13 protein-coding genes are annotated in these 20,345 nt (G+C 36.8%); 9 read left to right on the top strand and 4 right to left on the bottom strand.

Annotated elements, in window-relative coordinates; all coding sequences use genetic code 11:
- Both IGK82_RS03045 and IGK82_RS03050 read right to left on the bottom strand, forming a co-directional pair.
- Positions 1-1,194: a betaine/proline/choline family ABC transporter ATP-binding protein gene (locus IGK82_RS03045; protein WP_002355745.1), complete on the bottom strand. Its 1,194-nt coding sequence runs from the start codon at positions 1,192-1,194 to the stop codon at positions 1-3.
- Between the two features lie 626 nt (positions 1,195-1,820).
- The gene (locus IGK82_RS03050; RefSeq protein WP_002361334.1) at positions 1,821-2,711 is read right to left on the bottom strand and encodes a ring-cleaving dioxygenase; all 891 of its coding nucleotides are present in this window, start codon (positions 2,709-2,711) and stop codon (positions 1,821-1,823) included.
- Between the two features lie 165 nt (positions 2,712-2,876).
- Here IGK82_RS03050 and queA point away from each other — a divergent pair, with 165 nt between their 5' ends.
- Entirely contained in the window at positions 2,877-3,908 is a 1,032-nt protein-coding gene (gene queA, locus IGK82_RS03055) for a tRNA preQ1(34) S-adenosylmethionine ribosyltransferase-isomerase QueA (RefSeq protein WP_002355747.1), read from the top strand.
- A 343-nt stretch (positions 3,909-4,251) separates the two neighbouring features.
- On the opposite strand, the gene IGK82_RS03060 is transcribed toward queA, so the two are convergent.
- The gene (locus tag IGK82_RS03060; RefSeq protein WP_002355748.1) at positions 4,252-4,557 is read right to left on the bottom strand and encodes a helix-turn-helix transcriptional regulator; all 306 of its coding nucleotides are present in this window, start codon (positions 4,555-4,557) and stop codon (positions 4,252-4,254) included.
- Between the two features lie 822 nt (positions 4,558-5,379).
- On the opposite strand from IGK82_RS03060, the gene IGK82_RS03065 reads away from it, so the two are divergent.
- A complete protein-coding gene (locus IGK82_RS03065) occupies positions 5,380-8,025 on the top strand; it encodes a calcium-translocating P-type ATPase, PMCA-type (protein ID WP_002355749.1) in 2,646 nt (881 codons plus the stop codon).
- Positions 8,026-8,358: 333 nt separating this feature from the next.
- Positions 8,359-10,365 carry a KUP/HAK/KT family potassium transporter gene (locus IGK82_RS03070; protein ID WP_002381294.1) on the top strand — a complete coding sequence of 669 codons (2,007 nt, stop codon included), beginning with the start codon at positions 8,359-8,361 and terminating at the stop codon, positions 10,363-10,365.
- A gap of 69 nt (positions 10,366-10,434) precedes the next feature.
- Here the strand turns inward: IGK82_RS03070 and IGK82_RS03075 are convergent, their stop codons facing one another.
- Complete coding sequence (locus tag IGK82_RS03075) at positions 10,435-11,133, bottom strand: helix-turn-helix domain-containing protein (RefSeq protein ID WP_002381295.1); 699 nt, start codon at positions 11,131-11,133, stop codon at positions 10,435-10,437.
- 125 nt (positions 11,134-11,258) lie between these two features.
- On the opposite strand from IGK82_RS03075, the gene IGK82_RS03080 reads away from it, so the two are divergent.
- The 6 genes from IGK82_RS03080 to coaE all read left to right on the top strand — a co-directional run bounded on the left by IGK82_RS03080 (position 11,259) and on the right by coaE (position 20,305).
- A complete protein-coding gene (locus tag IGK82_RS03080; RefSeq protein WP_002364734.1) occupies positions 11,259-13,403 on the top strand; it encodes a heavy metal translocating P-type ATPase in 2,145 nt (714 codons plus the stop codon).
- A gap of 123 nt (positions 13,404-13,526) precedes the next feature.
- Positions 13,527-14,951 (top strand): helix-turn-helix domain-containing protein, encoded by a 1,425-nt coding sequence (locus IGK82_RS03085; RefSeq protein ID WP_010819799.1) that lies wholly within the window; start codon positions 13,527-13,529, stop codon positions 14,949-14,951.
- 68 nt (positions 14,952-15,019) lie between these two features.
- The gene (locus IGK82_RS03090) at positions 15,020-15,931 is read left to right on the top strand and encodes an aldo/keto reductase (protein ID WP_002355754.1); all 912 of its coding nucleotides are present in this window, start codon (positions 15,020-15,022) and stop codon (positions 15,929-15,931) included.
- A 187-nt stretch (positions 15,932-16,118) separates the two neighbouring features.
- Positions 16,119-18,767 carry a DNA polymerase I gene (polA, locus tag IGK82_RS03095; RefSeq protein WP_016622796.1) on the top strand — a complete coding sequence of 883 codons (2,649 nt, stop codon included), beginning with the start codon at positions 16,119-16,121 and terminating at the stop codon, positions 18,765-18,767.
- Positions 18,768-18,866: 99 nt separating this feature from the next.
- Positions 18,867-19,709 carry a DNA-formamidopyrimidine glycosylase gene (gene mutM, locus IGK82_RS03100; protein ID WP_002355756.1) on the top strand — a complete coding sequence of 281 codons (843 nt, stop codon included), beginning with the start codon at positions 18,867-18,869 and terminating at the stop codon, positions 19,707-19,709.
- Positions 19,706-20,305, top strand: a complete 600-nt coding sequence (coaE, locus tag IGK82_RS03105; RefSeq protein WP_010819276.1) for a dephospho-CoA kinase — start codon at positions 19,706-19,708, stop codon at positions 20,303-20,305. The genes mutM and coaE overlap by 4 nt, the downstream gene beginning before the upstream one ends.
- The last annotated feature ends 40 nt before the right edge of the window (positions 20,306-20,345 follow it).

Consider the following 20,345-nt stretch of genomic DNA (forward strand, 5'->3'; position numbering starts at 1 on the left):
TTACGCCTCCTCTTTATCAGTTTCGGACTCGCTTTGTTTTGCTTCTACAGCTTCACTAATCGTTGTTTCATCGCCCCAGATAACATCATAAACAATGTCAACAAGGGAAGCACGTGTTAAGATGCCCACCACTCGTTTTTGTTCATCAACGACTGGCACATATTTTAAGCCACGTTTTAAGATTCTTTGTAAAGCATCACGTAAAAGAGCGGTTTTTTGAACAAAGAAGACATCTTTATTCAAGATATCACCGACACTAGAAGCTTTGCCACGTTGCTGATCTAATGTTTCAACATCGATAAAGCCTTTAAGCACATGGGAATTATCAACAACTAATAAGGTATCAACCCGTTTTTCACGCATCAATTTAATCGCTTCTTGTAAAGATTTTTCCGGCGTGATAGTAATTGCTGAATTTAACATGACTTCATCAACAGTGGTGAAATCAGGTTTAGCTTGTAATAAGCGATCTTCTCCGATGAGTTCTTCTACAAATTCATTGGCTGGATGACGTAAGATATTATCTGGTGTGTCAAATTGAATTACTTTGCCTTCGCTCATAATGGCAATTTTATTTGCTAATTTCAACGCTTCATCCATATCATGGGTAACAAAGACAATAGTTTTTCCTAAACGTTCTTGCAAATCTTTCACTAAATCTTGTAATGAATCACGGGTGATAGGATCTAAAGCACCAAAAGGTTCATCCATTAGAATAATATCTTGATTGGCAGCTAAAGCCCGCACAACGCCGATTCTTTGTTGTTGTCCCCCAGAAAGTTCATTGGGATAGCGGTCCAACATTTCTCGTGGTAACTCAACCAAATCAATCATTTTTTCGGCTATCTTATTGCGTTCTTCCACAGGTACTTTTAATAATTTAGGCACTAAAACGATATTTTCACGAATGGTCATGTGAGGCATCAAGCCGATATTTTGAATGACATAGCCAATTTGGCGACGTAGCTCTACAGGATTGATTTTTTGAATATCTTGGCCATCAATTAAAATTTTTCCTTTTGAAGGGTCGGTCATGCGGTTAAGCATCCGCATTGATGTTGTTTTTCCACTACCACTTGTTCCGATGAAGCAGATAAATTCACCTTTATCGAAAGACAAATTAATGTCATCAACGGCGACTTTTCCGCCTTTATAAAATTTTGATACATGCTGAAATTCTATCAACTTACTCACCTCAACTAAATATTTTGAAAATGTATCTTATTACTAGTATGCTATAAAAATGCGATTTCGACAAATGTAATCTATTTTTAATGGGAAAAAGAAGGCGGTAAAATTTTTTTAATTCGTTCTAAAAAAAAGAAAAGATAACTATTGTTTAGTAAAAGTTATCTGAACGAAACAAGATGTTAAAAAGAGTATTCTGAGAAGGAAGAAAAGCCGCTATAACAAAGAAAAGTGTCCTTTGTAGCAAGTTGACGGGAGCTGAGTTTTTCATTAGAATGGAAAGAGAACAAGGGAATAAAATAAAAAAAGGCGCTTCATGATTTAGCGGCAACTAAATCACGAAGCCTTGAATAGTCACCTGTGCAAGTGGACCATCAAGTTGCCCGTTCAATCAATGGAAACCATTGATCACTTTTATTTTACTGAATTTTTGAAAAAATTACCAGTTTTTTTAAGAAGTAAGAAGTGGAAGAACGAAGGATGCTTTTTATGGAATGTGCAATGACGTTCAGAAAAATCTGAAGGTCATTTTTTATTCTCTTGTTCAAACATTCAAACATAGGGGAAGAGAGACGGACGTAATTTTGTCACCGATTATTACGTCCGTCTTCCGTTGTTTTCTAAAGCGTTGGTTACATGTCTTTGTAGAGGTTGGCTTCAATTGCAGTCCGTTTTGGTTCTAAAAAAGGCGGTAAAGCCAACGTTTCCCCTAAATGTTCCAGAGGCTCATCCAATGTAAAGCCAGGAGCCAAAGTAGCAAATTCAACCCGATTCCCGCCTGGTTCACGAATGTATAAACTTTTAAAATATCCACGACTTACATACATTTCAATCTCCCAGCCTTGCGCTAAAGCGCGCGTGTGGAGTTCTTGTAATGCTTCATCATCAGCCACAGAAAAAGCAATATGATCCATACTGCCACGCCCCATTCGGCTTGTTTTATCCGACGTTGTTTGATGAACAGAAAAGCTTTCCGTCTCACTTAAAATAATCGTATTGCCAACTGCTTGCCAACCAAGAAATGTTTCAAAAAAGGCCAAGGTTTTTTCAGAATCTGGCACATGAAATTCAGTAGAGGCCAAACCGATAATTTGAACCGCTGCTGGAATGTCGTTAGAAACAACGAGTGTTTCTTTTAATGGATTTTCAGGAACTTCTGTCAGGATAATATGCGTATCATCTGGATCACTGAAATGTAGGCTCTTTTCTTTTTTGTTAAATGGAATTTTGTTTTCTGTTAAACGTTGTTCCCAAAAGGAAAGGCTATTTTGGGGGATTTTTAAGCCAATCGTGGCTAAATAATTTTTTTCTTCATAGCGGTTGCCTAATAAGGGCACGATAAAAAAAGTTACTAAGCTTCCCGGTGTGCCTTGATAATCGCCATAAAAATAATGAGGCATGCGATTGTTGTCTTGATTTACGGTATTTTTGACAAAGCGTAAGCCTAACAATTTTGTATAGAATGATTGGTTTTCTTGACCATGACGCGCTAATAGTGAAACATGATGAAATTGAGCATGCATTTTGAGTTCCTCCTCTAAATAACTATGTATACTTACTTAAAGTAAGTATAGTGCTTCTGACATTTTTTGACAACTATTTAGTTTGATTCAGAAGGCTGACATAGCCAGAAACAAGAAAAAGTGTTAGAATAACCAAGATAAAAACTAGTAGAAAGAGTGACGGAAATGCTAAGTACAGAAGATTTTGATTTTGATTTACCAGAAGAATTAATTGCTCAAACCCCACTAAAAGATCGCGCTAGTTCACGATTATTAGTTGTAAATAAAGAAACAGGGGACATGGAGGATAAACATTTCCATGATATTCTTGATGAATTACAGCCTGGGGATGCATTAGTCATGAATAACACACGGGTACTACCGGCCCGTTTATATGGAGAAAAACCTGAAACAGGCGGTCATTTGGAAGTTTTACTTTTAACAAATACAGAAGGCGATACATGGGAAACCTTGATTAAACCCGCGAAACGTGCAAAAGTCGGCACGGAAATTCAATTTGGCGATGGTCGCCTAAAAGCGGTGGTTAAAGAAGAGTTGGAACATGGTGGTCGAATCATTGAATTTAAATATGATGGTATTTTCTTAGAAATTTTAGAATCGTTAGGAGAAATGCCATTGCCGCCATATATCAAAGAACGTCTAGATGACCCAGATCGTTATCAAACGGTTTATGCTGAAGAAAATGGTTCAGCTGCAGCACCAACAGCGGGTTTGCATTTTACAAAAGAACTATTAGAAGAGATCAAAGCAAAAGGTGTTCATCTCGTTTATTTAACTTTACATGTCGGTTTAGGAACATTCCGTCCCGTGAGCGTTGATAATATAGAAGAACATCATATGCATAGCGAATTCTATCGTTTAACTGAAGAAGCGGCTAAGCAATTAAATGAAGTACGCCAAGCAGGCGGTCGGATTGTTGCGGTTGGAACAACTTCTATTCGTACGTTGGAAACAATTGGCACAAAATTTAATGGTGAAATCCAGGCTGACAGTGGCTGGACCGATATTTTTATCACACCAGGGTATCAATTTAAAGTCGTAGAGGCTTTTTCAACGAACTTCCATTTACCAAAATCTACGTTAGTGATGCTTGTGAGTGCCTTTGCAGGAAAAGACTTAACATTGGCTGCTTACCAACATGCAATTGAGGAAAAATATCGTTTCTTTAGTTTTGGCGATGCAATGTTTATTAAATAAGCGACACTTTGTGAGCAGAATACTTGGGATTGAAACAAAAATATATTATGATAAACACGTGATTTTTGGAATCACAGTAAAGGTGTGCTTTATTTTTTCTTCCCCTGTAAATAATAAAGTTAGAAACCAAAACGCTACTAGGACAAAAGTGCTTAGTAGACAATCTTAGAATAAAAAGAACGGCGCAACCACGGTTGCGCCGTTCTTTTTTATGTAAGCAAAGATTAATTATTGAAACAACAATACGAAGAAGGGCTTTCTTCGTATTGCCGGTACTAAGTTGTACCTCGGCAACTCCAAGTACAATCAGAAAAATTGTCTTGTTAAGTACAGCTTATACTGTTTAGGCTTCTTGTTCTACATCGTCATTCAGTGTTTCTTTGAAGGTGAACACATCATCAATGGTTACGCCAAAGACGTTCGCGATGTCATGCGCAAGAAGTAATGAAGGATTGTACTTGTTTCGTTCCAGTTGAATAATTGTTTGTCGAGAGACACCGACTCGATTGGCCAAATCTTGCTGGGTCATACGAGCCATAGCACGATAAACATGAATTGAACTTTCAAACGAAGATTTTTTCTTTTTTCGCATAGCATTCCCTCCTTTAAAAGAAGATAAAATAGAATGTGCACCTTGAATATAACACATATGATTATTTGATACAAATATATTTTATTGCCTAAAAGAAAAAACCGAGCTTAAATTTAAGCTCGGCCTTGTTAACGGGAAGACATCAATTGGTTGAATAAGTGTTTACATTTCGCGATACATGTAAAGCAAAAGGTGAACGTGATGTGGTGAAACTAAAACCTTGTTTTCATACAGTTTCGACGCTTGGATGGTGGATAACTTGCGTTAGGTGATAACAGATAGGGTAAATGCTTTATAGAAACTCCATCCTTCTATAACCTTTCCCTATTTTCCGATACGAGTTATCACTAACAATTACTCTACACGTATTGTTTACAGGTGAATCTTGCAATTCTAACAACTTTGAGTTTACCGATTTTTATCTACTGAGAAAATCTTCAACCAATTGATTAGCATGTCCTCCTTACACTTAAAGAATAGCACTTTTTGAAAGCGTTTGCAAGTTATAGCACTTATTAATAAGATTAAATATAATATTTTTCTGGTTATTTTATAACATGTAAAATAAATAATCGTGCGAACTAAATAACATTGTATTTTTTTGTTGTTTTGTTTTGAATATATAGAAATAAACTATTTTTTTATCAGACAAAATGAAAAAAATGTCCATTGCTTTTTGGCTGAATTCGTTTCCTTTTTCATAAAATTCCCATAATTAAATAGAAACATTGCTGTAGCAACAACGAAAATACCAGTTTTTTCTGGACATATGAGAGAACGCTAAGCCAAAGATGAAAAAAGTTGCGTGTTCAAAAAAAATCATGTTATATTTAATAGAGACACTATTATATAGGAAGAAAAAATTAGAGGGGGAATAGGATGGAAGCTTACAAGCAATCTGTCGATACTGTCACAAAAGAAGTTTCAGTCAATACTGAAACTGGTTTAACACAACAAGAGGCCCAACAACGGCTGAAAGAAAATGGCCGCAATCAATTTGAAGAGGCTAAGAAGGATTCTGTGTTAAAGAAATTTATTCACAGTTTATCTGATTTTACGACGATTATTTTATTAGTTGCTGCGGCAATTTCGTTTTATACAGCAATCGTAACAGAACATGGCGAATATTTTGAAGGAATCTTAATTATTGCAATTGTGATTATCAATGCTGTTTTAGCCATTGTTCAAGAAGGAAATGCTGAAAAATCTCTGGCGGCTTTACAAGACATGAACAAGCAAAGTAGTGCAGTCTTACGAGATGGCAAGGTAATCGAAGTCGATGCTGAAGAACTAGTAGTAGGAGATGTTCTAGTTCTTGAAGCTGGTTCAATGATTACAGCCGATGCACGACTTATTCAAGCTTCTCAAATGCGCGTAGAAGAGTCAGCACTAACAGGTGAAAGTGAACCTGTTGAAAAAGATCCTACATACGTGGGGCATGACGATGATGGCTTAGGAGATCAAATAAATATGATTTTCAAAGGCTGTACCGTTGTGAATGGCCGCGGACGAGCAGTAGTAACTGCAACAGGAATGAATACGGAAATGGGTAAAATTGCTGGGTTACTGAATAACAGCGATCAGCAAAAAACACCATTACAAAAACGCTTGAATCAATTAGGCAAACGTATTAGTTTGTTAGCCTTAGGGGCTGCAGCAATTGTTTTCATTATTGGTGAACTGCAAGGAGAACCGCTTCTTGAAATGTTTATGACAGCCGTTTCCTTAGCGGTGGCAGCTGTACCAGAAACACTAACCGTGATTGTAACGTTAACCTTAGCATATGGTGTTCAAAAAATGGCTAAGAAACATGCAATTATTCGCCGATTGCCAGCAGTAGAAACGCTAGGAACTGCGAATGTTATCTGTTCTGATAAGACAGGAACACTGACACAAAATAAAATGCGTGTCCGCCGAGTATGGCATCGTGGTGATGAAGTAACGGATACGGAAGATGCCATGACCGATGAAGCCATGGAAGTACTGAAAATGGCTGCTTTATGTACAGATGTTATTGTGGAAAAAGAAGGCGATGAACTAACTGTTACAGGGAATCCGACAGAAGCGGCAATTGTTCGTGCTGTCGAAGAAAATTATCATACGAAAGAAGAACTTGAAGAAAAATATCCTCGTATTGGTGAAATTCCCTTTGATTCAGAACGAAAAATGATGACTACGGTCCATCAATGGGGGAAAAAGTACATCTCAATTACTAAAGGAGCCTTTGATGTGTTACTACCTCGTTTTGGTTTCGGAGATGTCGATCAAGCGGCTATTGTTAATGATCGTTTCGGAAAACGAGCGTTACGAGTTATTGCTGTCGGTTATGCCGTATATGATGAACCACCCAAGGAAATTACATCGGAGGCTTTAGAAAAAAATCTTCGCTTGTTAGGCTTAATTGGCATGATTGATCCACCACGTCCAGAAAGTAAGGGCGCCATTGCTCGTGCGAAAAAAGCTGGAATTAAAACAGTGATGATTACTGGTGATCACGTGGTAACAGCCAGTGCAATTGCTAAAGAATTAGGAATTTTAAAAGATAAAAGTGAAGCCTTATCTGGTTCAGAACTGAAAAAAATGAGTGATGAAGAATTAGATAAACGGGTTAAAGATTTATCCGTTTATGCACGTGTAACCCCTGAAGATAAAATTCGAATTGTTCAATCATGGCAACGTTCTGGCGCTGTTGTAGCAATGACCGGAGATGGCGTGAATGATGCGCCAGCCTTGAAAGCTAGTGATGTCGGTTGCGCAATGGGGATTACTGGAACAGATGTGGCCCAAGGCGCTTCAGATATGATTTTGACGGACGATAACTTTGCAACTATTGTTGATGCGGTTGCGCAAGGACGTGCCGTGTACCGAAATATTCGTAAAGCCATTAACTTCTTGTTAAGCTGTAATATTTCTGAGATTTTTATTGTTTTAATTGCCATGTTACTTGGTTGGGGTGCGCCATTTACTGCAGTTCAACTGTTGTTTGTTAACGTGGTCGCAGATGGGTTACCTGGTTTTGCATTAGGAAAAGAACCAGCGGAAAAAGGAATTATGGATGAGGCACCAATCCCTAAAAACGAAGGGATTTTTGCACGAGGCTTATGGCAAAAGATTGGGATTAATGCAGCAGTGTTCACAGTCATTACTTTGTTTGGTTTTTACCTAGGTGCCTTTGTACCAGGTGTTTCAGCCTATGTTTCAAACAGCTATGAAGTTGGACAAACAGTGGCATTTTTAATCTTAGCTTATTCCTCTATCTTACATGTCTTTAATGTTCGTAGTGCGAACTCTGTTTTCCGTGTAAAATTATCAAGCAACAAGTCGCTCTTTGAAATGGTCGTTTTAGCATTACTAATTACCACAACCATTGCTTTATTACCATTCACACAAGAACTATTTGGATTAGTGCATATTAGTTTAAATCATTGGATGTTAGCAATTTTCCTATCCTTTGTGCCAATTTTCGTCAATGAAATGATTAAGTTCCATTTCTCTGAAGTTGAAGAGGAAGAAGAAGTGATTTAAATTTAACAGGAATAAAAGAAGCTACTTTTGTTCAGAAAATTATCTTAATAGTTAGCAAGTGGGGCAGCAGTCGTTTCGACTGCTGCCCCACTTATTTTTGATTTTCCTTTTTTCAAAATAGGTGGGTTTCTTATCTAAGATGAATATTCTCTAATAAAAAGACTTGCTAAACGATTTAAAACGTATTATAGTGAGTAGCATCGTTAGTCAAAAAGCGCTTTTTGACTAATGAAAAAGATATATAAAACGTTATATAATAAAGAGTTTTAAAAGTTTTTATGGAGCTGTTGGTTAAACTAAACGAAGTCATTTCTTTTGTAGGAGGAAAGTATTGTGTTACACAAAGCAGAGGGGTTTGATCGTCGGAAATTTACGATGGCAGGGATCTTAGTTGCCATGGGCGTTGTCTATGGAGATATTGGAACGAGCCCTTTATATGTAATGAAAGCCATTGTAGGAGATAATGGTGGCTTGGCACGGGTTTCTGAATCGTTTATTTTAGGTTCGGTCTCATTAATTTTTTGGACATTGACTATCTTAACCACGATTAAATATGTTGTTATTGCTTTAAATGCTGATAACCATGGAGAAGGTGGGATTTTCTCTCTTTATACATTGGTTCGTAAAAAAAGTAAGTATTTGATTATTCCCGCAATGATTGGCGGCGCCGCTTTACTGGCTGATGGCGTTTTGACCCCAGCTGTGACAGTGACGACAGCGATTGAAGGCTTACGGGGGATTCCGGCATTTTTTGAACGTTTTGGCAATGACCAAACGATTATAGTGGTTATTACGTTGACGATTATTTTAATTCTTTTTTCTGTTCAACGATTTGGAACAGAATTGGTCGGGAAAGCTTTTGGGCCGATTATGTTCTTGTGGTTTACTTTTTTAGGCATCATTGGTTTAATGAATTTTAGCCAAGATTGGACGGTTATTCGTGCATTAAATCCATATTATGCTTTGCAATTACTAGTCAGTCCAGAAAATAAATTAGGTCTATTTATTTTAGGGAATATTTTCTTGGCTACAACTGGTGCTGAAGCTTTATATTCTGATTTAGGGCATGTAGGAAAAATGAATATCCGCATTAGCTGGCCGTATATTAAGATTTGTTTGATTCTTAATTATTTAGGGCAAGCTGCGTGGTTGTTAACGGTCAAAGAAAACCCTGAAATGCAGGCATTAGCTGAAATTAACCCATTTTTCCAAATGATTCCACGAGGTATTCTCGTATTTGGCGTTGTTTTTGCAACAATCGCAGCAGTGATTGCTTCGCAAGCGTTAATATCAGGTTCGTATACTTTAGTTTCTGAAGCGATTAAATTGAAGTTATTACCAAGACTTAAAATTATTTATCCTGGGAGCAATATCGGTCAAATGTATATTCCAGCGGTAAATTTAATTTTGTGGTTAGCTTGTTCAGCAATCGTGCTGGCGTTTAGAACATCGACACACATGGAAGCTGCGTATGGTCTATCGATTACGATTACGATGTTAATGACAACCATTTTATTGTTGTTTTATCTTTTGGATAAAATTCCAGCTTGGTCTGCGTATCTAATTTCCTTGTTCTTTGCTGCCATTGAAGTTGTCTTTTTCTTTTCAAGTGCTGCGAAGTTTTTCCATGGTGGATATGTTGCTGTGGGAATGGCAGTCTTCTTGTTATGCATCATGATTATTTGGGAACGCGGTAACGAGATTAAGGAAGCTACGGCGGAACAAGTGTCGTTGGAAAAATATGTACCACAACTTAAAGCTTTGAAAGAAGATACATCTGTACCAATGTATCAAACCAACGTGGTCTTTTTAACCTCCGATCGAGTGGATGGCGAAATTAATCGTAATATTATTTATTCGATTTTGGACAAACAACCAAAACGAGCGAATGTTTATTGGTTTGTTAATGTTCAGGTAACAGATGAACCCTTTACTCAAGAATATTCTGTTGATATGTTAGGGACTGATTTTATTGTGCAAGTTCAGCTATATTTAGGCTTCCATATTTCTCAAGAAGTGAATGTATATTTAAGACAAATTGTTCATGACTTGATGAAAACAGGCCGCTTGCCAAAACAGCCACAACGTTATTCATTAACGCCAGGAAGAGAAGTTGGCGATTTCCAATTTGTATTAATTCAAGAAGAATTATCTAACGTTTCTGAACTGAAAAAATGGGATCGACAAATTATGCAGGCAAAATTAGCTATCAAAAACTTAACTACCTCTCCTGAAAGTTGGTTTGGCTTGGAATACAGTGAAGTCAAATATGAATCCGTTCCTTTAATCATTGGCCCACAACGGAAAACGCACTTAGTCGAACGAAAGAATCGTTCATAAATAGAAGAAATTTAACTAAAAGATTGAGCCTAAGTCCTTGAGATACATGGCTCAATCTTTTTTGTAGAATCAGAGTAAATACTGTAATTCCACAAAGAATTCATTTAAAAGCGTTTGGTCTTTAAAGGAATTCATCCGCTTAAAGATGGCCAGTAAGACTTCTTTTTGTGGCTCAGTTAATTGATCTACTTTTAACAAAGGAAGAAAAGCGATAATCAGAGAATAATCCAATTCTGGATTTTGAGAATGTGTAAATAATTCATGGAGTTCTGACAAAATAAACGGATGATAATAAGATTGGTCAGACTGTTCTTCTGCAGTTGTTGGTTCATAAATAGAAATACTCTCTTGGGAATGAGAGGGGGCTTCTACTGTTAAAGGAAAAGCATAAAAGGACTGCTGTAACTTTTGCGCTTGAATCATAATTTTTAAGGAATCGTGATAGGATAGCTGTTCTTCAGATAAACGTCCCATCAACTGAGTAAAAAAAGGTGGTTTTAGCAGTTGTTTATTTTGAAAATTTTCTTTTAATAGCTGGCGCACAAATCGATCGAAATCACCATAAAGTAGCCAATCTACTGTTGTGTCACAGGCTTTAGCGATTTTTTTTAAGTATCGTTTATTGGGTAAATTCAAACCTAGTTCCCAGTTACTAATTGTACTTCCACTAGATAAACCAATTTTATTGGCTAAATAACGTAAAGTGTACTTCTTCTTTTTTCGAGCTTCACGCATGCGTGCCCCGACTTGCTTTGTAGTAATTTTCATTGAAACACTCCTTTTGTAATAAATATGAGGATAAGGTGTTCTTAAAATATACATACGCAAAATTCGGCTCTTTTTTTTTCTAAACTAAAAAAAGTAATTATTTCTAACAATTTTCATCTTGTGCTATGCTTAAGATGAAAATACTTAAGAAGAGAAGGGATCATATGTCAGCAAAACATAATCATGAACAACACCAGGAAAAACAGCCAACAATGTCCCACGATAAAATGAATCACATGAATCATGATATGGCGCATGAACAAATGGCTATGTCACACCAACATGAAGGAATGAAGGGAATGGACCATTCAATGCATATGGGGAATTTTAAACAAAAATTCTGGCTGTCATTGATTTTAGCTATTCCGATTATTGTTCTTTCACCAATGATGGGTTTTCAATTACCTTTTCAATTTACTTTTCCAGGTTCTGATTGGTTGGTCTTAATTTTAGCAACTGTGCTATTTTTTTATGGTGGACAACCATTTTTAAGTGGCGCTAGAATGGAATTACAGCAAAAGAGTCCAGCAATGATGACGTTAATTGCGATGGGGATTTCGGTATCATATTTTTACAGCTTATATGCGTTTTACATGAATCATTTTACGAATCAGGCCCACGTGATGGACTTTTTCTGGGAATTAGCCACTCTGATTGTTATTATGCTTTTAGGCCATTGGATTGAAATGAATGCTATTTCTAATGCTGGTGATGCCTTGAAAAAAATGGCTGAACTGTTGCCTGACACAGTCAAGCGAATGACTGAACATGGGGAAGAAGAAATTCCTTTGCAAGATGTCCAAGAAGGCGATCGCTTGATTGTTCGTTCGGGAGATAAAATTCCGACAGATGGTAAAATTTTGAAAGGAAGCACAACAGTCGACGAATCGATGGTTACAGGGGAATCAAAAACAGTAGAAAAAAACATTGGTGACTCCGTGATTGGTGGAGCTGTCAATGGCAACGGAATGATTGAAATTTCGGTAACTGGCACGGGTGAAAATAGTTACCTGTCAAAAGTTATGGAGATGGTTAAACAAGCGCAATCGGAAAAATCAAAACTAGAATCCATTTCAGACCGTGTAGCCAAGTGGTTATTCTATATTGCCTTATTCGTAGGTGTGTTAGCATTTATCGGTTGGTTACTCGTAACGAAAGATTTGTCTCTAGCATTTGAACGAATGGTTACAGTTTTTATTATTGCCTGTCCCCATGCGTTAGGCTTAGCAATTCCTTTAGTGATTGCTAGAAGTACCTCCATTGCTGCTAAAAATGGCTTACTTTTAAAAAATCGGAATGCATTAGAACAAGCCAATAAGGTTGAATATGTGTTGCTGGATAAAACTGGAACTTTAACAGAAGGACAATTTACAGTTACTGGCTTAGAATTAATGAGTAAGCAGTTTACTAGAGAAGAAGCACTTAAATATATTGGGGCATTGGAAAAAAATGCAAATCATCCGTTGGCAATTGGGATCATGAACTATTTAAATAAACAAGCCGTTCAACCTTATGAAGCCCATAATCTGCAAGCTTTATCAGGCGTAGGACTGGTTGCTACTGTTCAAAACCAAGAAGTCAAAATAGTCAATGAAAAAGAAGTTGCACGGTTACAGTTAACCTTCGATGAAACAATTAAAACAAACTATCAAGAGCAAGGAAATACCTTGAGCTATTTAATCATCGCTGGTCAATTAGTCGCACTGCTTGCTTTAGGAGATAAAGTCAAACCAGAAGCTAAAACATTTATTGCAGAGTTACAAGCGCAAGGAATTACGCCAGTCATGTTAACAGGAGATAATCAAACAGCCGCCAGTGCAGTTGCTAATTATTTAGGAATGAAGGAATACTACGCAGAGCTCTTACCAGAAGATAAAGAAAAAATTGTGCAACAGTATCTTACTGAGGGACATCAGGTCATGATGGTAGGAGACGGTATTAATGATGCACCAAGTTTAGCCCGTGCTTCAATCGGCATTGCGATAGGCGCTGGTACAGATGTAGCGATTGATTCGGCAGATGTTGTACTGACGGATAGTGATCCTAAAGATATTTTAAGGTTCTTAGATTTAGCCAAACAAACACGACGTAAAATGATCCAAAATCTTTGGTGGGGAGCTGGGTACAATATTGTCGCCATTCCTTTAGCGGCTGGGGTTCTTGCACCACTTGGGATTGTTTTAAATCCAGCTGTAGGTGCTGTCTTGATGTCATTAAGTACAATTATTGTAGCAGCAAATGCTATGACACTGCATATTTCAAAAAAATAATTCGATATAATTGTAGAGAGCGGAAAGTAATCAATACTTTTTGTTCTCTATTTTTTTCTTCTTAAAAAAATTTTTGCCTTATTTGACGTATTCTTATAACAAGGGAGTGAAAGGGGACGATATATGGATTTCAAGGAATTATTGTCTTTTGAACATAAAAATATGTTGGAATTGTTGGATTTACTGCAACAAGAGCAGACATTTTCTGTTTTGATGGCTGCAGAAAAACTAAAGGTGAGCGACAAAACCATCCATTGTTACATTCAACGTTTTGAAAAAAAGCAGGAAACGTTTAAGATAGAAGGGCTTTGTAAGATTTATACAACGACCAAAGGAATTGTAAAATATCGTGAATTATGCGTTTGTGGCTTGGCTCGGTTTAGACAAAAATTTTGTTATTTTATTCCCGAATTTTATATTTTACGTTGTCTAATTGAAGAGCGAATCAATTATGCACAATTGACCCAGGTATTGGGATTACAGGAATCAACTCTTCGGAAGAAACTTTCTAATATTCGACGTTGGCTAGTTAATTTTGATATTATTGTACGTCAAAAACATTACGATTTAACTGGCAATGAATGGCAAATTCGACAGTTAATCCTTTGTTTTTATTTGTTTTTTCAAGAAAGCTGTCTAGAAGAAAACAGAGAAATGACTCGGAAAATCATTACCTTTTTTGAGTTGGATTTAAATGTAGCACAACAGAATCATCTTAGTTGGCTAATTTATATTTGGGAGAAACGATATAGAGGCGGGCATGAAATTTCAGTGCCAAATGCTAATTTATTTCAACAAACAAGTGCTTTTTTTTATTTATTTCGTGTGGAAGTGTTGAGCACTTCTTTTATGTCTCTTAAAGAACAAAAAGCGTTATTTGTGATTCTTGAAGCACATTTTGGTGGTTGTTTTGGCAAGAGAGCGCGAAAGTATTTTATTCATGAGCAAATGAAAATAGAAAGTTTATGCTTAAAAACAGCTATTTTTATTATGAAAGAAATTAGGAGAAATTTTACACAACATCATTTTAATTATCAAGAAATTCATTTATGTCGATTTTTAAGTACGCATATGAATAGTTTATTAGACGGACAAGCATGGTTGCCAGCTCATAAACAGGAACAAACACTCGCTGTACGTTATCATCAAACTTGGCACAGATTACAGAAACTAATTAGGCTTTTAAAACGCCTATACCCAGCCTTTACTTCAGTAAAAGAACGGGAATTGACGAGTTGCTATTTTTATCACATCCTAGATTTATTTGACCCGATTTTATATGAAAAAAAATATATTATTTGCCTGTTGACGGACTTCCCTCCAGAAAAAGAACAAGCGCTGGGGCAATCTATAAAAAATTATTTCAGTGAAAAAAAGAATATTACAATTATTCATGGAAAATCAACGTATCAACTTCACCAAGCACACCTCTTAATTGTCAATCATTTGTTTCAGATGAACGTAGCGCCTTCTTCTGAGACAATTGTTTATTTGCCAGAGGAATTATCTCCTGCTTTTTTTGAAAAAGTCGAAGCGAATCTATCGTAAGAAGTCCAATTTTGTCTAAATAGTGTTAAAATGAAGAAGTAAGAGGAATGGATGAGGAGGATATTAAAATGAAACAACTGCAATTTGGTACAAGTGACGAAACAGTTTCTTCGGTTATCTTAGGATGTATGCGCTTAAATGGTGCTGAAAATCCTCAACAGGTAATTGAAACTGCTTATGATCATGGCATTACATTTTTTGATCACGCCGACATTTATGGTGGCGGCGACTGCGAAACCATTTTTGGTAAGGCCTTAAAAGAAAGTACCATTCGTCGTGAAGATATTTTTATACAAACGAAATGTGGGATTCGTCAGGGCTTTTTTGACTTTTCAAAAGCACATATTTTAGAAGCGGTCGAAGGGAGTTTACAGCGTTTAGGTGTAGATTCAGTCGATGCATTATTGTTGCATCGTCCAGATACTTTAGTGGAACCAGAAGAAGTAGCTGAAGCTTTTCATTTATTAGAAAAACAAGGGAAAGTTCGCTATTTTGGTGTAAGTAACCAAACGCCAGGACAAATTGAACTTTTAAAAACAGCTGTTAAACAGCCATTATTAGCCAATCAATTACAATTTGGCATCAAGCATACTGGCATGGTGGATCAAGGCTTACAAACAAATATGGAAATATCAGGAAGCATTGATTATGATCATGGTATTTTAGATTATTCACGGTTGAAACAAATGACTATTCAAGCATGGTCACCGTACCAATATGGTTATTTTGAAGGTGTCTTTATTGGAAATGAAAAATTCCCTGAGTTAAATCAAAAATTAAGCGAATTGGCTGAAAAATATCAAACAACGCCAACTGGCTTAGCCAGCAGCTGGATTCTGCGCCACCCTGCTAATATGCAAGTCATCGCAGGAAGTATGAATCTTGGTAGAATTGAAGAAATTGCTAAAGCAGCAGACATTGTGATTAGTCGCGAAGATTGGTACGATATTTATCGTGCAGCGGGAAATGTTTTGCCGTAAAAAGATTCTCATACTTGTGAAGATTCAGCGTGTATTGCTGATTGATTTTGGTATTTGATATAGTTGTCACTAAGGAACTATGTCAAATACCTTTTTCTTTCATTCTGCAATCGCCGTCTACTGCAAATTCTGTAGTTTTTTGTTAAAATAGAAAGGAAACTAGTTTGCTAAAGATGAGGGGAAAAAAATGACCAAAAAAAAATTATTACTCGTTGATGGAAACAGTGTAGCCTTTCGTGCATTTTTTGCGCTACATAACTCATTAGAACGATTCAAAAATAAGAACGGCTTGCATACAAATGCTATTTATGCGTTTAACAATATGTTTGAAAATGTAATGCAAAAAGAAATGCCTACTCATGTTTTAGTCGCTTTTGATGCAGGGAAAACCACATTCAGAACAGAATTTTATTCAGAATATAAAGCCGGACGTTCAAAAACACCGGGGGAATTTAAAGAACAAATGCCGTATATTCGTGAACTTTTAGAAGGTTTAGGCGTAAAATATTATGAACTACCTAACTATGAAGCAGATGATATTATTGGTACATTAGCCAACAAAGTTGATAAAGATGAATTTGATGTTGTCGTGTTATCAGGGGACCGAGATTTGACACAATTAGCGACGGACACTGTCAAAGTAGATATCACTGTTAAAGGAGTTAGCGATATTGAATCATATACGCCTGAGCATATTGCTGAAAAATATGATGGGTTAACGCCTAAGCAAATTATTGATATGAAAGGGTTGGCTGGCGACACGTCGGATAACATTCCAGGTGTAACGAAAATCGGTGAGAAAACCGCGATTAAGCTGTTAAAACAATATGGCTCAGTTGAAGGGGTTTATGAGAATATCGATGAAATGAAAAAAAGCAAAATGAAAGAAAACTTGATTAATGATAAAGAGCAAGCCTTTCTTTCTAAACGTTTAGCGACAATTGAAGTCAATGCACCAGTCGAAGTCAATGTGGAAGACTTGGCATATGAAGGGAAAAACTTAGAAAAATTGGTTCCTTTTTATAAAGAAATGGACTTTAAACAATTTTTAGCTAAGTTGGACATTACAGAAGAACCTGTTGAAATGGAAGATATTTTATTTGAAGTAGTCGAAGATCAGTTAACCAATGAAATGTTTACAGACGATATGGCTCTTTATGTTGAGATGATGGAAGATAACTATCATACGTCACCGATTGTCGGCCTTGCTTGGGGCAACGACAAGAAGATTTATACCACGAATAATTTAGCTGTTTTTGAAAGTCAGCCATTTATCGATTGGTTGATGGATGAGACACGTAAAAAAAATGTCTATGATGCAAAACGGACGTACGTTGCACTAAATCGCTATGTAGGAAAAATGACAGGGATTGCCTTTGATGTTTTATTGGCTGCTTATTTACTTGATACCAATGACAATAACGCTGATATTGAAGGTGTAGCACAACATTACGGATATGATGCGATTCAATCTGATGAAGCCATTTATGGAAAAGGGGCCAAAAAAGGCTTGCCAGAGGACGAAGAAGTTTTCTTTGGTCATTTAGCACGTAAGATTAAAGCAGTTCAATTTTTAACAAGCAAATTAGATAGCGAATTAACAGAAAAAAATCAAGCTGATTTATTCTATAAAATGGAATTACCACTTTCTCGTATTTTAGGCGATATGGAAATAACTGGTATCCGTGTTGATGCCACACGCTTAAAAGAAATGCAAGTAGAATTTTCAGAACGCTTGAAAGAAATCGAAGAAAAAATCTATGCAGAAGCTGGCGAAGAATTTAATTTGAATTCACCTAAACAATTAGGCGTTATTTTATTTGAAAAAATGGGCTTACCTGTGATCAAAAAGACGAAAACTGGCTATTCAACAGCGGTAGATGTTTTAGAACAACTAAAAGAACAAGCACCAATTGTGGCAGATATTTTAACTTATCGTCAAATTGCCAAAATTCAATCGACCTATGTTGAAGGACTCTTAAAAGTAATTCAGCCAGATAATAAAATTCATACTCGGTATGTACAAACACTGACCCAAACAGGACGATTAAGCTCAGTAGATCCCAATTTACAAAACATTCCTATCCGTTTAGAAGAAGGCCGAAAAATTAGAGAAGCGTTCGTACCAAGAGAGGATAATTGGTTGATTTTCTCTTCTGATTACTCTCAAATTGAGTTACGTGTGCTCGCACATATTTCTAATGATGAGCATTTAAAAGAAGCGTTTGTGGAAGGACAAGATATCCATGCCAGCACTGCAATGCGAGTTTTCGGTGTTGAAAAAGCAGAAGATGTCACACCTAACATGCGTCGTCAAGCTAAAGCGGTGAATTTTGGAATTGTCTATGGTATCAGTGATTATGGCTTGTCCCAAAACTTAGGCATTACTAGAAAGCAAGCGCAACAATATATTGACACCTATTTTGAAAAATATCCAGGCGTGAAACAGTACATGGAAGAGATTGTCCGCGATGCCAAAGACAAAGGCTATGTGGAAACATTGTATCATCGCCGTCGTTATTTAAGTGATATTAATTCAAGAAACTTTAATCTACGTTCGTTCGCTGAACGTACAGCGATTAATACACCGATTCAGGGAAGTGCCGCAGATATTTTAAAAATTGCGATGATTGAAATGGCGCGTCGTTTAAAAGAAGAAAAATTACAAGCAACAATGTTATTACAAGTGCACGATGAATTAGTTTTTGAAGTACCAGAATCAGAATTAGAACAATTAAATCAACTCGTCAAAGAAGTGATGGAGCACGCAGTTTCCTTACATGTGCCACTTATCACCGATAGCAGTTGGGGAAAAACATGGTATGAAGCAAAATAATAGCTTACCCATTAAGAACGATGAATAAAATAAGGATAAGTAGGATCTGGACGTTGATATCTAAGCGTTCAGACCTCTTTATATAAAGGAGCAAAAATAATGCCAGAATTACCAGAAGTAGAAACAGTGCGAAAAGGACTTGAAAAACTTGTTGTAGGAAAAACCATTCAAGAAGTCATTGTTTTTTGGCCAAGAATTATTGAATCACCAGAAGTTGATGTATTTCAAGGTCAATTAGCTGGTCAAACGATTGAAGGGATTGAGCGAAGAGGAAAATTTCTGATTTTTAAATTGTCTGATAATGATATGATTTCTCACTTACGGATGGAAGGAAAATATGAGTTTCATCAGGCTGATGATGAAATTGCCAAACATACCCATGTAATGTTTACTTTTACAGATGGCACGCAATTACGTTATTTAGATGTACGGAAATTTGGGCGTATGACATTGGTTCCTAAGAATCAAGGTCATCAATATAAAGGGATTTTAGCTTTGGGGCCAGAGCCAACACCAGACGTTTTCCAATTAGCTACTTTTCAACAAGGCTTGAAAAAGCATCATAAAGCAATTAAGCCATTGCTGTTAGATCAAAAGCTAGTGACGGGTTTGGGGAATATTTATGTAGATGAAGCACTTTGGCAAGCGCAAATCCATCCAGAACAACCAGCAGATTCCTTAAAACCTGCGGAAGTTGCTACGTTGTATCAAGCAATCATTGACGTCTTGGCACGCGCTGTTGAAGCAGGTGGAACCACCATCCGCACCTATCTAAACGCGTTAGGAGAAGCAGGGACTTTTCAAGTAGCGTTGAATGTCTATGGGCAAACAGGCTTACCTTGCAATCGTTGTGGTACGCCAATTGTTAAAACAAAAGTGGCACAACGTGGTACGCATTATTGTCCACAATGCCAACAATTGAAAGGTCGTCGATTGAAATGACAAAAGTTTTAGGCATTACAGGAGGGATTGCGACAGGTAAAAGTACGGTTGTTGCTCTTTTTAAAAAAGCAGGTTATCCAATTGTTGACGGCGACATTATCGCCCGCGAAATTGTTGCAAAAGGGCAACCAGCCTTAGCCGCAATCGTTGAAACTTTCGGACCAGAAATAGTATTAACAACTGGTGAATTGGATCGGAAAAAATTAGGACAATTAATTTTCGCTAATCCTCAAAAAAGAGAGCTATTAAATGAAACGTTGAAACCTTTTTTAAGAAAAGAAATTTTACGTCAAATTGAAGAAGCTAAAAAGAAAGCCGCCCTGGTTATTGTTGATATTCCTCTGCTTTATGAAGCTCATTATGAGGCGATTATGGATCAAGTTGCTGTGGTATATGTACCAGAAAAGATTCAAAAAGAGCGTCTGATGGCCCGAAACCAATTAACAGAAGAAGAAGCGCAACAACGAATTGCTAGCCAATGGCCGATTGAAATGAAAAAAGAACGAGCAGATATCGTGTTTGATAATCAAGGAACTAGAGAAGAAACGGAACAACAAGTGAAGAAGTGGCTAGAGGAACAAACTGGAAAGAAATGAATATTTTTTAAATGGCGTAAAATGTTTTGAAAATTTCAGA

Source organism: Enterococcus sp. AZ197 (assembly GCF_050556405.1).
Lineage (GTDB): Bacteria > Bacillota > Bacilli > Lactobacillales > Enterococcaceae > Enterococcus > Enterococcus faecalis.